Genomic DNA, 13,125 nt, shown 5'->3' with positions numbered 1-13,125 from the left:
ACAAAAAATGAAAAGATGGAAGCTGGCATCCGGGAGGGGGTCGGACAGGCCGGCATGACTCTGTCACGATCCTGCTCGAAGTACTTGAGATCCATTTAACTTTTTTCAGCCAGACCTTGCCCAAAAATGTTCTATCAGATCCTGCTTGAAAAATATAAATCGCGATCAGTTGGGTCGTTTGGTTTTTTTCAAACGCGATCGGCAGGATTGATCACGATTGTTCATACTTGGCTGGACTGGATTTTGTTAAACAAAATAAGTTAATCGGATTTTGATACTTTTATGCAGAGGATATTGATTGAAAATGCATGTGGTTATTGATCGAACATCCCGTATAGTGATGCCCTCTGCGCAAAACGCCTCGAATTCAGCCTTCTCAAATCAGCGAGGGGTGATTGGAGAAGATTTCAATCTTCGAACTGTTGAATCCCGAATAGATGAGACCCGGGATGTTCTCACTTCTCCATCTCCTTCGGCGGTCCCCGAAGGGGTGGGCTGGAATCGTAAAATTCAATTGGGATGGGGTCAGCGATCTGCAAACATATCTGTTTCTTCACCTCAATGCACAATCCGGAACCATGATGTGAAGAGGACAAAATCATTCAGAAAAAAATGGCGTTGAAAATATATCTAATTAATTTATATTTATTAATTGAATGAAATTCATAGAAAATTAAAAAAAATTATAGGCAGGGTGGTGGGAAGAGCATACGCTTTGGGAATAACATATGAACGAGAATGGAACCGGAAATCACGATAACTGCGACAAATGACAAAAAAAAGAAATACGTCATTGGGGAGATTGCACTGGGACTGCGCTGTGATAAAACCCATAAAGCATGCATGATCATACCGATCGAAAACAGGATCAACAAAAGGAGTGCCACCACAATCTCAAATGGAGGACAATAGGTACGTGACATACAATCTGGTAATGTTTTTTCACTATTATTATAACCTTCTACATGATGTCCGATAACGGGTTGCAATCAACGTATCTCCACGATTTTCATCTGCCACATACTTTCATCAGCGCAGAGAAACGCCCCCGGAAATGCATGGCGGGGTTCTCTGAATAAGTTGCTGAGATGTATACCGGACCCTGTTTTCCGACCCGATATATCATGAAACACCTGCCGCCATCATACTTCGGACAGTCCGGTCCTTTGCAGAGTGTGAGGGAAGTATCGCACTCCATCGGGTCTTTCGGTATAACACGGTTGGAGTTCTTATACGTAGACCCCAGTGATAATTCTCCATGATAAAGTAATTCGATCAGGTCGGGATAACGCCACGGCAGGGGCGTGGTGAAACGGTGACGGAAGGGACTCCAAAGAAATTATCCTGCTTCAACGGACTCCAGCCGGGGTTTGATACACCGACCTGACTCCGCACCGGGCAGTGCCAGGCCTCCACAGTGTCCACGTACTCGTCCGGGAAATACTCAAAGAAGGGTATGCACGGGAATTTTTTGAGGATGTGCTGCATAATGGGCCGGGGCATCACGACACTGATATGATAACCGTTGTCCAGTCACGGTTGGATCAGGTTTTGGGTATTTCCCTCGTTTTTCTCCCGTGATATGATATTGTGGAGGCAGTGCGGGTTCTCTTCCCGCACCAGCCAGCCGGGAAAGAGGTCTTTGGAGAATCCCCGTGCGTCATCCCTGGGGGTTCCGGTTTCGATGCGCGTTGCGGTCATTTCATTTACTTCCCCTCGTTGGCGATCCAACCTGTACGACTCCTTTCTCCGGTGTGATTTTTTAATTCCCTGTCAGTGCCCGCCACTATAGTGTGGAATAGTGGAAACCCATGTCCAGTTGTTGCAAACTGTGCATCAATCCGGAATTTCCGGTGTTTTGGCTTTGGGGAACCTATCATACACTACCCTGCCACAAACCGGCTTTATTTCTATTTGCCACATCAACACTGGCAAAAAAAAATTTGCTGTTTTTCCCATTTACATGATGCTTTCGAGTTTCTGTTCGAGCACATCAAGCCCCCTCTTGATATCTTCAAGGTTCTTGCCTCCCGTGAGAATGATCTTTCCTGAAGAGAAGATAAGAACTACGATCTTGGGATCTTTGATCCGGTATACCAGCCCGGGGAACTGTTCGGGTTCGTACTCGATATTTTCGACATTGAGCGTGACTACTAACTTGCTGAGATTGATGTATCTGCCCAGATCGTATGAACAGACCATATTCGTGATCGCAACTTTGGGCTCTTTGAGCGGTTCGATGCCCGCCTCTTTTAACGAGCTGACGACGATAGCAAGTCCGTCGGCAAGCGCCTTATTGTTACGAATGCCGGTCAGCACTATCTTGCCTGATGAAAAGATCAGGCACGCAATTTTGGGATCCGCGATACGATATACTGCACCGGGGAAACGTTTCTTATTGAGTTCGCAGTTCTTGACCTTATTTGACAATTCAACAAGATCGATGGAACCGGCTATGACACCGGATGCAACGATATTCTCAATCTTCAATGATTCGTATTTTTTATCAGCCATCTTCTATCCTATGATTTTCTCCGAACCATAAGACTAATGGACAACCTTTATAGCATGTACCTATTATCTGCACCGGCATTATCAGAGCTGCATCTTCTCAAAACAAAACGGATATCCTGATGACGGGAGAAATTCCGGGACATCACCTGATCAATATCAGCCCGTACTGCGGCGGTTCTTTGATCCGTTATACAAATTATCAATGAGAAATTTGTTCCAGAAACACGGTCACTGCGCGGACAACCTCCTCCGCGAACTGGTACATCAACCCGTGTCCTCTCCCAGGGAAAGGGATAATCCCTGCACGAGGAATGTGCTGCCTGGATTCCAGGATGGAACGCATTGATGGGGCAGGCATCGCGAGAATAAATGAGTCCAGCAGGTTAAGCTTTATGAATGGAGTTACTGGCATACTCTGGCGGAAACAGATTGAACGCAAAAGAGTTTCCCCTGGCTCATCAGGGACAGAACAGATATGTGCCGTTATTTGACACATATGACGGAGAATCGAACTCCAGGCCCGGATGCGCCGACCGGGACTCGAACCCGGGTTTAGGCGTTGGCAACGCCTAGTGATAACCACTACACTATCGGCGCAGTGTGCTCTACAATGTGGGAATTCAAACGATTTAAGCATATCGAACCGTCAGGGATGCAGTTCGGATGTGCTCCGTCATGGCTGAATGCGGGAAAGCCTGTGTCCCGGAATTTCTGCGGTACTGCAGTGGGCATGTGCTGCGGCCGTTCGAAGAACCTTGCGGTTCTTCTCTTTCTCGGGCTTCTGATGAACCCCTCGAACATTCCAGAATCTTAATGTAACGCTATCGCTCTATCTAATAACAGATGATCCCTCTCTTTGTGGACTGTTCCGGCAGGCGCATTGTGATCTTCGGTGGGGGAGACGTGGCCGCACGGAAGGCTGCCTATTTTTCAGGGAAGGCGGATGTGACGATCGTGAGCCGGTCGTTCGTACCAGCCGTTGACGGACTGGACGTTAAACGCGTTGAACTCGATCTCGCGACGGTGACGGGCAGGCAGCTTGCATTGCTTCTCTCGGGAGCGTTCCTTGTTATTGCTGCAATCTCCGACCCCGCCACCAATAACCGGATCGGGAAGGCATGCAGGGCGATTGGGATCCTGTTCAATAACGCGGACGGCGAACCCGGTGATGTGATCCTGCCGGCAGTGACCGGAGGAGAGAATTATACGATCGCCGTCAGCACCCGGGGAGCCAGCCCGGCGATCTCCCGGTTCATACGCGAGCGTATCGAGGAGGATTTTCCTGCGCTGGATAAGATGATCGATCTCCAGGGCCGGTTGCGGGAAGTGCTCAGGGAAAGCGAGCCCGACCAGGCCCGGCGGACGGCAGTTCTCTGGAATGTGCTGGAGGATCATGCGGTATGGGAAACGCTGCTGACCAATCCCGGCTTGGCATGGGACGACGTACAGAGGAGGTACCTGCATGAATGACCCGGTTGTGCCGCTTGCGATTGCCGGGGTCAGCCATCACACGGCAAATGTGACAACCATCGAGGCGTTCCGGTTCGCGGGCGAAGAAGAATTCCTTGCCGCAGCCAGGGAGCGGTTTGCCGGAGTCCTCCTCCTCCAGACCTGCAACCGGGTGGAAGTGGTGGTTGAGGGAGACCAGACCTCCCTACGGGAATTCCTTGACGGGTTCGGACGGAACGATTATTTCATCCATGACGGGAACGGGGCCCTGCGCCATCTTTTTGCCCTGGCCTCCGGCATCGACTCGATGATCGTGGGCGAGGACCAGATCCTCGGGCAGCTCCGGAAAGCACTGACTGCTGCACAGGAATCCGGCACGGCGAGCAGTCTCCTTGAGACCTGCATCAACAAGGCGATCCATGTCGGGATTGATGTCAGGAGGCGCACCATGATCAACCGCGGTGCCGTCTCGGTCGGGTCTGCTGCAGTCCAGCTGGCCGAAGCCGAGCTCGGAACGCTTGACGGCAGGCATATCCTCGTAGTCGGCAGCGGTGAGATGGGGCTCCTTGTCGCCCAGGCCCTGGCAGCAAAGAAACTCACTGCCATGTACGTTGCGAACCGCACGTATGGCCGGGCAGAGATCCTCGCAAACAAGATAGGCGGTAAGGCGGTGCGGATGAGCGACTTGTACCATTACATCACCCTCTCGGACGTGGTGATCTCTTGCACCTCCGCCCCGCACCCGGTCATCCATAAGCAGGATCTGGCCCGGGCGATGAAGGACCGGTGCTGGCCGGTGGACGGCCATCCCCGCCCGTTGCTTCTCATTGATATTGCCCAGCCACGGGACGTGGAAGACGGTGCCGGGACGATTGACGGTGTCCGGTTCTTTACGATCGATGATCTTCGCACGGTCAACGAGCAAACCATGAGCACCCGCAAAGCAGAAGCGGACCGGGCCCACGGGTTTGTCGAGGCCGAGCTCGGTATCTTTCTCCGCCATCTCAACCGGAAAAATGCCGATGAGCTGCTCGGTGCGCTCCATATCTGGGCAGAGACCGTGCGGGTACGGGAACGGGAGCGGGCCCTTGCGCGGCTTGGTGCATCTAATGAAAAGACCGCCGCCATTGTCGATGATCTCACCCGTGTCCTCACCCGGAAACTGCTGACCGACGCAACGTTCTCCATCCGTTCAAGCGCAGAAGAGGGGGATATGCCCGCTGCACAGGCCCTCATGAAGGCGCTTACTACGGGGGATCCTCTCCGGGACAAACGGGAGAAGGAATAAAGGCAGAGCGAACGGCAGTTTTTTTTAATTGCATTTTTTGTGGTGCCCTGGACGTCCGGTCCAAAAAATCTGATAACAATTAAATCAAAATATGGATTTCTACGGGAAAAATCAGAAAAATACCTCTTCCCGGGGCAGGCGCCACTTGGGAGGCGGGGTATCGGCAGCATACCCGATTGCGCAGAGTACGACCGGGACATATTCTTCCGGAAGAAACAGGACTTCGGCAAAAGCGGCCGGGTCAAAGCCTCCCATCGGGCATGAGTCAATCCCGAGCGACTTGGCACCGTTCACCGCGTTTGCGAGAGCAATATGGATCTGCTCCCGGGCAAAGGACATGCGCTGCTCCGGGTTCATGGAAGCGACATAGCCCTTCATCATTGCCTCGTACTGTCTGACCGTATCAGCCGCCATGCCGCCCGATCGCATTCCGTCTACGACCTTGTCGACCAGAGGCTCCAGCTCCGCGTTGGCACAGAATACCAGCAGGTGCGAGCAGCTGGTGATCTGGGGCTGGTCGTTTGCATGCGGGCGGAGGTTTGCCTTGATCTTGCTGGCCGTGACCACCTTGATCTTCCAGGGCTGCAGGTTGAATGCTGACGGCGAATAGCGGATGATATCAAGGAGAGCAAAGAGTTTTGCCTCTTCGATCATCCTCCCGTCGAACTGTTTCGTCGCATACCGCTGCATGACGATATCCTTGAATTCCATATTCACTCTCCGTTATATGCTCCTGATCAGTTCTGATAGGGTGCCAACAATAAAAAGGGTGAGCCCGGTCAGGGAATCTTTGCAACTGCTTTCCGGGCGAGTTCTGTTATGATCGCCGCATCGGCACCGGCTCCTGTCACCCGTATTACTTCTAATATCCCGCCCCTGGCGAAATAGACTTCGGCCACATCCTGCTTTACGTCGGTATGCATGGATTCCCCTGACAAGAGCGTGCTGGATAAGGAACTACTTCCATCCTCCTGTCTGACTGCCGATGCGGCATGTGCCCTGCCCACGTAACCCCCGCTTGTATCACCTATTCCTGTCGGGGCCGGGATAGCGGTAAATGTCATGTCCTTGTCGGACTGTTCCTGCGTGCTTATGATGTTGATAATGCCGGGGATATTGTTCGTTGGATACGGTGTGATGGTCTGCATGATTCCGGTGGAATTCCCGAATCCTACGGTATTGTTGGTATACTGGACAACATATCCTTCCTGCCAGCCAAGGCTGATGGCGAGTTTACCCACTTCAGAACTATTCTTTGCCCGGCTCTCCGTGAGCACGTACCCTGCCGGAATATCCTGAGGTGTAAGGGCAAGGGACGCAAGCGGGACTGAAAGTGCGGCAGAAGTCTGAGTAACCTGAGAGGACAGGCCGGAAGATGCATGTGATGTCGTGGACGTGCAGGCTGCACCCGCCAGTGCAGCACAGACCAGCAGGACAGAAGCCAGGACCAGGGAATCTTTCATGGTACATGGTCGTTACGGCCGGTATAAAAAAGATGGTTATTTTGTGTGCTGTTGATCGCCCTTGCCCTGTTGCCGTGCTGCTATACCTGCTCCTCTTCAGATCCACGGATGCAGTAATACGCTTTTTTGAAGCTGCGGGCCTTCCGGAACGGGCATGTGGGACAGGAGCAGCCTTTCATGCCAAACGTACAGTTCCCGGTCTTACCGGTAATACAGAACAGAAGGCGGTCCCCGGCCCGCATGCATTCATTGTAGCTCGGGCAGGGCTCGCAGATACACCTCTTACGGTTCTCTACAATGACTGCCTGAAGATTCGTATTCGTCATTTTCCCCACCCGGTTCTGCATGCTTCTCATGGATCCTGCGGATCAATAAGTAGATTATCGCCTGCTCCATCATAATTAAATCATGCCTGCGCCACTTGTCGGAAGGAAGTTTGGTATCAATATCGTCCCGATCCCTGACCGGAGCATCTGTCGCGAGATCCGGGTGCTCGGCATCTCGGGATCCAGCCGCCAGCAACCGGAGATGAGCAAATCCGAGCGCCTGCTCGATTCTGCCCTTGCGCAGTACAGGAATCTCGGATGCCAAACCGATTTCATCCGTCTCAAGGATCTCCGGATTTACGAATGTGAAGGCAACTATTCCGAGAACCCGGATTATTGCACGTATCCCTGCCAGAGTTCCCTCAAGTATCCTGACGACCAGATGCAGCGCGTGTATGATGAGGTACTGGCCTGCGATATTCTGATCCTTGCAACACCGATCCGTTGGAACAACCATTCTGCGCTCATCCAGAAATTTGTCGAGCGCATGAACTGCATCGAGAACCAGTACTCGTGGTTTGGGAACCGGCTGATCACCGACAAGGTCGCCGGTATGATCATCATCGGCCATGTGGACGGCATCCAGCATGTGGCTGGCAACCTGCTGAATTTCCTCTCATGGGTCGGGTTCCATATCCCCGAGGTTGCGATCGCGTCCTGGGTTGGGGAAAATGATGAAGATACGACCAAGGACTGGGGCCAGATTGAAGGCAACCGGTATACCCAGGAAGACCTCCGGAACCTTGTGGCCAGCGCCCTCCGGCTTGCCTGTGCCCTCAAGCGGCATGCAGCCGAAGAGATGGCAAGCCGGTGAACCCGGGACCCGACATCAGAACGGGCCCAGCCGGGCGATCGATACGTTTGCGACCCGGTCCACGATGACGATATGAGCTTGTAATGCGGTCGTTTCAGGGAAAACATCCCGGTCCGGGTGGATAGCGGCATCCGTGTCGGACAGGAAATAGCCGGCGATGGTATGATATACATAGATCGCATCTCCCTGCCGATAGAACATTGATCGTGTGGAAGGGGCGACACGGACTTCCGCCATCGAGGAGGGTATCTGGACAAAAACGGCGATGGAATATGAGGTTTCCGTGCCCCGGGATATATTCAGGCTGAGCACATCCCCTCCCCGGTGCTCGATGCGGATCACTTCTTTTCCATCGATATGGATGTCCTCTGCTGCCGGGCTGAAGTAGGCACTCTTCTCCGGAATCTTCACTGTGCCAAAAAGCATCGCTGCGACAATACCAATCAGCATCACCACCAGCAGGATGATCAGCATCACGGAAAAGAGCCCGGAAAAACCGAACCGTGGTCCCTGGAGAAGCGGCATGTTGTTCATTATAACTACGTGGAAGATAAAAAAATACACGGACCGCATCACCGGGACTTTCCCCCTTTAGTGAGGGCCGGTTTCACGGGATACCTCTACTGTAGTCGTGCCTCACCCGTAGGACCCGGCAGGATTTCCTTTGTAAAATCTCCGGCAGATACCGGATACTGTAACCATAAATACGATGGATTTAAAAAAATGTATTCAACCAGTCAGTCAGTAATCTGGAGGTGGCCAGAACAGCATGTTTCCCGAACGACGTATGAGGAGGGCACGGTCCCGGAATATCCAGCCGCTCCTGCGGGAGATCCGGCTCTCAAGAAATGATTTGGTCGCCCCTCTGTTTGTGGACGAACTCATCACATCCCCCCGGACTATCGAGGCAATGCCCGGCCAGTTCCGGTATCCCGTAAATGGTATCGGTGACGTGGCAGCCGGGCTCTGGAAGAAAGGAATCCGGGCGATCCTGCTCTTTGGAATCCCAAAGGAGAAGGACGCGGAAGGCAGTTCCGCGTACGATCCTGAAGGGGTTGTGCAGCAGGCAGTACGGCGGGTTAAGACAGAAGTGCCCGGCATGGTCGTCATCACGGATGTTTGTGCCTGCGAATATACCGATCATGGCCACTGCGGTATTGTCGGTGAGACACGCTGCGGTCCCGACCTGCTTAATGACCCGTCTCTCGCGCTGATGAATAAAATCGCCATCAGCCACGCGGCGAGCGGGGCTGATATCGTTGCACCGTCCTGCATGCTGGACGGGATGGTCAGGTCCATCCGCACTGCTCTGGATGACGAGGGGTTCGAGGAAGTCCTGATCATGTCCTACTCCACCAAGTTCTCCTCTGCCCTCTATGGCCCGTTCCGGGAAGCGGCCGATTCGGGCTTCTCGTTTGGTGACCGGACCACGTACCAGATCCATCCCGGCAACAGTCGTGAGGCGTTTATGGAGTCCCAGATGGATGTCAACGAAGGCGCGGACATCCTGATGGTGAAACCCGCGGGATTCTATCTCGACGTTCTTTCAGAGATCGCAACGCTCGGCCTGCCGGTGGCCGCGTATCAGGTAAGCGGCGAGTACTCGATGATTAAAAGCGCGGCCGCCAACGGGTGGCTGAATGAGAAGGAGACCGTGCTTGAGAGCCTCACCTGCATCAAGCGTGCGGGCGCCGGTCTGATCATCACGTATTTTGCTGGCGATGTTGCCGGGTGGCTCGATGAATCATAAGTCCAGCAGCGAGCTCTTCGCTGAAGCAAAGCTCCTGATGCCGGGCGGCGTGAGCAGTCCGGTGCGGGCAATCCGACCATACCCGTTCTACACCACATCAGCTGCCGGGGCACACCTTGCAACGGTCGACGGGACAACGCTCATCGACTGCTGCATGGCGTACGGGCCGCTGATCCTCGGCCATGTGCACCCTGCAATCAGGACGGCAATCGCTGGCCAGCTGGAGAGCGGGTGGCTCTATGGAACACCTTCCCCGCTCGAACCGGAATTCGCAAAACTGGTCACGGGGGACCATCCCGGCATGGACATGGTCCGGTTTGTTTCGAGCGGCTCGGAAGCAACGATGGCCGCGATCCGGCTTGCTCGCGGCTTTACCGGTAAGAAGGATATCGTGAAGATCGAAGGCGGGTTCCACGGTGCGCACGATGCCGTGCTCGTAAAAGCCGGATCCGGTGCGACAACGATGGGCGTCCCGGATTCTGCAGGTGTCCTTGCCGACTTGGTGGCCCACACCCGGCAGGTGCCCTACAACGATCCCGAAGCACTCGAGTCCGTGCTCTCTGCCCACAACGATGTTGCGGCGCTCATTATCGAACCGGTGCTCGGCAATATCGGGCCAGTCCTGCCGCGGGACAATTACCTGCGGGACATCCGGGAGATCACAAAAGCGCATGACGTAATCCTGATCTTCGATGAGGTGATCACGGGATACCGGGTCGGGATCGGCGGGGCCCAGGTGAAGTACGGCACAAAGCCGGATCTTACTACGCTCGGCAAGATTATTGGCGGAGGTCTCCCCATCGGCGCCTTTGGCGGGCGCAGGGAGATCATGGAACTGGTGGCACCGCAGGGTCCGGTGTACCAGGCCGGGACCTTCTCCGGCAACCCGCTTTCGCTGACCGCCGGCATCGCGACCATCCGGCATCTCCATAATCACTCTACGATCTATCGCGATCTTGAGGGGAAAACCCGGGCGCTCGAAGAATCGATCGGCAGTAAAGACGGCGGCTCATTTGTCCGGCTCGGCTCGATGTTCAAGTATTTCTTCCGGAACACGCCACCGCAGAATTACCGGGAAGTCAAGGAATGCGATACCACAGCATTTGGCACTTTCTGGCAGGGAATGTTCAGGGCCGGCATCTTCGTTCCCCCGTCACAGTTTGAGACAAACTTCCTCTCCGCAGCGCATAACGACCAGGATCTCGCCGCACTGGCACAGGCGTACACACAATGTCGATAAAGATCGGGACCCGGGGGAGTAAGCTTGCCCTTGTGCAGACAGAGACCGTGATAAAGAAACTCACTGCTCTCGGGATCGGTACAGAAAAAGTGATCATCACAACGCAGGGCGATACTTCTACGCAGGTGCCCCTGCACGAGATAGGCGGGCAGGGGGTGTTTGTCCGGGCGCTCGATGATGCTATTCTTGCCGGTGACATCGATTGTGCGGTGCACAGCATGAAAGACATCCCTGCCTACCGCCCGAGCGGCCTCTTCACAGCAGCTATCCTGAAACGTGATTCGCCTGCGGATTATCTCGCCCATACCTGCTCACTTTCCGGAGTCAGGACCATCGGTACTTCGAGCACCCGGAGGCGCGCCCAGCTCCTCCGCCACGACCCGGATATCCGGATCAAAGAACTCAGGGGAAATGTGGACACCCGTATACGGAAGATGGGAGCCGGTGAATACGATGCGATCGTCCTTGCCGAGGCAGGCCTGACCCGGCTCGGGATCCGCATACCGGGCGAGCGGTTCCCCCCGGAGAAGTTTGTCCCGTCTCCCAATCAGGGAACGGTGGCCGTGGTCAGCAGGGCCGACCCCTCCCTGATGGAGGTACTCTCCGCGCTTGATAACCCGCAGACCCGGACCGACGTGCTGATCGAGCGTGCCGTTATGGAGCAGCTGGGCGGCGGGTGCTATACGCCCCTTGGCATCTACTGCCGTGCCGGCCACCTCATCGCGGAAGTGCTCTCGCTTGACGGCCAGCGGACAGAGCGGATCGAAGTGGACGTCAGAACAATCGAGCAGGCCCGTGAAGAAGGCAAAAAACTCCGGGGTAAGGCCGGGGACCTCATTGAAGAAGCATACCGGCAACTGGGGATTACGCATGAAACGTAGCACAAGAGGTAAAGTGTATCTGGTGGGTTCGGGGCCGGGTGGCGAAGGACTCCTGTCGCAGCGGGGCCGGGCGGTCATCGACAAGGCCGAGGTTGTACTCTTCGACCAGCTGCCGGGTGTTGAGATCCTGGCCTCCCTGCCGGCAGGGGCCGAGAAGATCGACTGCGGGAAATTTGGCGGAAAGCACAATCGCGAGCAGGACGAGATCGAGGCCCTTATGGTGGACCGGGCAAAGAAAGGAAAGATTGTGGTCCGGCTCAAGGGCGGGGACCCGTTCCTTTTCGGCCGGGGCGGCGAGGAGCTCGGGACCGTGCGGGCTGCGGGGATCCCGGTGGAGATGGTGCCTGGTATATCGAGTGCCCTTGCTGTCCCGGCTTCGGTCGGTATCCCGCTCACGCACCGGAAGTACGCTTCGCAGGTAACTATTCTGACCGGTAACGAGGACCCGATCAAGCCCGAGCCTGCGCTCGACTGGGAGCTGCTTGCCCGGAGCCGGGGTACCATCGTCATCCTTATGGGTGTTGCGAACCTTGCAAAGATCGCCGCAGTCCTGGTGAAGCACGGGAAAAGCTCGAACACCAAAGTTGCAATTATCGAGCGGGGCCTGCGGAAAGACCGGCGGGTGACTGCCGGCACCCTTGAAACCATTGCAAATGCGGCGAAGAATGCCGGCGTGAAACCCCCGGCCGTAATCGTTATCGGCGACGTGGTGAACCTCTATGACCCGGCCCTGCCGGATCTGATACCCTATGGATAAGGAGTGAACAATGAACCTGTTGGAATTTGTTGGAAAGTTTGAGAAGTTCTGCTACGGTGCGCTCATCGTGGTGCTTATGGTGTTTCTTGTCTTTGCGCTGGGAGAACTTGTATGGGTCCTGCAACTTTCCGTGACGAATGCTATTACCTCCGTGCCTCCCCCCGTGCCTACCCCCGGGCTCCTCCAGTCCGAGGGGCTGACGAATGTGTTAGGTACTGTCCTGCTGGTACTGATCGGGATCGAGCTGCTCGATACGATGATGGAGTACTTCCGGGAGAATGCGATCCATGTCGAGATCGTGGTTCTCCTGGCAATCATCGCCGTAGCCCGGAAAGTGATCCTGCTCAACCCAGGGCCGAACGATGGATTCGAGTTGATCGGTATCGGTGTCGTGATTATCGGCCTTTCCGGCGCTTATTACATGATCAAGAAGGCCGGGGTCACGTTCGGGCCAAAGGGTCTGCACGGGAAAGATTGAGCGGTGCCCGGCGGGCAACAGCATTTTCATTTTTTTACGATTGAATTGAACGCAGATTTGCAGAATTTTATACCCGGCTTATTCATCATCAGGAATATCCGTGGTCCCGGCCCGGACTACGGACAAACAAAACAGAGGTTTTTTTCAACTGCCACATACTTACCC

14 protein-coding genes and 1 tRNA gene are annotated in these 13,125 nt (G+C 54.7%); 8 read left to right on the top strand and 7 right to left on the bottom strand.

Annotation, left to right across the window (positions count from 1 at the left end; genetic code table 11):
* Positions 1 to 1,533: 1,533 nt before the first annotated feature.
* The 3 genes from ABSE13_RS08675 to ABSE13_RS08665 form a co-directional block, all read right to left on the bottom strand.
* Entirely contained in the window at positions 1,534 to 1,701 is a 168-nt protein-coding gene (locus ABSE13_RS08675) for a hypothetical protein (RefSeq protein WP_424028120.1), read from the bottom strand.
* A 258-nt stretch (positions 1,702 to 1,959) separates the two neighbouring features.
* Complete coding sequence (locus ABSE13_RS08670; protein WP_424028119.1) at positions 1,960 to 2,514, bottom strand: TATA-box-binding protein; 555 nt, start codon at positions 2,512 to 2,514, stop codon at positions 1,960 to 1,962.
* 525 nt (positions 2,515 to 3,039) lie between these two features.
* Positions 3,040 to 3,111 (bottom strand) — tRNA-Gly (locus ABSE13_RS08665).
* 246 nt (positions 3,112 to 3,357) lie between these two features.
* On the opposite strand from ABSE13_RS08665, the gene ABSE13_RS08660 reads away from it, so the two are divergent.
* Together ABSE13_RS08660 and hemA are read left to right on the top strand one after the other, a co-directional pair.
* Entirely contained in the window at positions 3,358 to 3,984 is a 627-nt protein-coding gene (locus tag ABSE13_RS08660) for a precorrin-2 dehydrogenase/sirohydrochlorin ferrochelatase family protein (protein WP_424028118.1), read from the top strand.
* Positions 3,977 to 5,251: a glutamyl-tRNA reductase gene (gene hemA, locus ABSE13_RS08655; RefSeq protein WP_424028117.1), complete on the top strand. Its 1,275-nt coding sequence runs from the start codon at positions 3,977 to 3,979 to the stop codon at positions 5,249 to 5,251. The genes ABSE13_RS08660 and hemA overlap by 8 nt, the downstream gene beginning before the upstream one ends.
* 111 nt (positions 5,252 to 5,362) lie before the next feature.
* Here hemA and ABSE13_RS08650 read toward each other — a convergent pair whose 3' ends face one another.
* From ABSE13_RS08650 to ABSE13_RS08640, 3 genes are all read right to left on the bottom strand, one after another.
* Positions 5,363 to 5,962 carry an NAD(P)H-dependent oxidoreductase gene (locus ABSE13_RS08650; RefSeq protein ID WP_424028116.1) on the bottom strand — a complete coding sequence of 200 codons (600 nt, stop codon included), beginning with the start codon at positions 5,960 to 5,962 and terminating at the stop codon, positions 5,363 to 5,365.
* 68 nt (positions 5,963 to 6,030) lie between these two features.
* The gene (locus ABSE13_RS08645) at positions 6,031 to 6,714 is read right to left on the bottom strand and encodes a hypothetical protein (protein WP_424028115.1); all 684 of its coding nucleotides are present in this window, start codon (positions 6,712 to 6,714) and stop codon (positions 6,031 to 6,033) included.
* A gap of 80 nt (positions 6,715 to 6,794) precedes the next feature.
* Positions 6,795 to 7,040, bottom strand: a complete 246-nt coding sequence (locus ABSE13_RS08640; RefSeq protein ID WP_424028114.1) for a DUF2769 domain-containing protein — start codon at positions 7,038 to 7,040, stop codon at positions 6,795 to 6,797.
* Positions 7,041 to 7,122: 82 nt separating this feature from the next.
* Between ABSE13_RS08640 and ABSE13_RS08635 the strand changes: the two genes are divergently transcribed.
* On the top strand, positions 7,123 to 7,854 hold the full coding sequence (locus tag ABSE13_RS08635; RefSeq protein ID WP_424028113.1) for a flavodoxin family protein: 732 nt from the start codon (positions 7,123 to 7,125) through the stop codon (positions 7,852 to 7,854).
* Between the two features lie 15 nt (positions 7,855 to 7,869).
* Here ABSE13_RS08635 and ABSE13_RS08630 read toward each other — a convergent pair whose 3' ends face one another.
* Entirely contained in the window at positions 7,870 to 8,379 is a 510-nt protein-coding gene (locus ABSE13_RS08630; protein ID WP_424028112.1) for a type IV pilin domain-containing protein, read from the bottom strand.
* 244 nt (positions 8,380 to 8,623) lie between these two features.
* Between ABSE13_RS08630 and hemB the strand changes: the two genes are divergently transcribed.
* From hemB to ABSE13_RS08605, 5 genes are read left to right on the top strand one after another with little or no spacing between them, the layout of a single operon-like run.
* On the top strand, positions 8,624 to 9,604 hold the full coding sequence (gene hemB, locus ABSE13_RS08625; protein ID WP_424028111.1) for a porphobilinogen synthase: 981 nt from the start codon (positions 8,624 to 8,626) through the stop codon (positions 9,602 to 9,604).
* Positions 9,594 to 10,844, top strand: coding sequence for a glutamate-1-semialdehyde 2,1-aminomutase (gene hemL, locus ABSE13_RS08620; protein ID WP_424028110.1), 1,251 nt, complete (start codon positions 9,594 to 9,596; stop codon positions 10,842 to 10,844). Before hemB ends, hemL begins: the two co-directional genes overlap by 11 nt.
* Entirely contained in the window at positions 10,835 to 11,725 is an 891-nt protein-coding gene (gene hemC, locus ABSE13_RS08615; protein ID WP_424028109.1) for a hydroxymethylbilane synthase, read from the top strand. The genes hemL and hemC overlap by 10 nt, the downstream gene beginning before the upstream one ends.
* Positions 11,715 to 12,482: a uroporphyrinogen-III C-methyltransferase gene (gene cobA, locus ABSE13_RS08610; protein ID WP_424028108.1), complete on the top strand. Its 768-nt coding sequence runs from the start codon at positions 11,715 to 11,717 to the stop codon at positions 12,480 to 12,482. Before hemC ends, cobA begins: the two co-directional genes overlap by 11 nt.
* Positions 12,483 to 12,492: 10 nt before the next feature.
* Positions 12,493 to 12,960, top strand: a complete 468-nt coding sequence (locus ABSE13_RS08605) for a phosphate-starvation-inducible PsiE family protein (protein ID WP_424028107.1) — start codon at positions 12,493 to 12,495, stop codon at positions 12,958 to 12,960.
* Positions 12,961 to 13,125 lie beyond the last annotated feature (165 nt).

Source organism: Methanoregula sp. (genome assembly GCF_049518935.1).
In the GTDB taxonomy this organism is placed as follows: Archaea; Halobacteriota; Methanomicrobia; order Methanomicrobiales; family Methanospirillaceae; genus Methanoregula.
The sequence above is the reverse complement of the archived record's forward strand: the minus strand, read 5'-3'. Positions and strand labels throughout refer to the sequence as shown.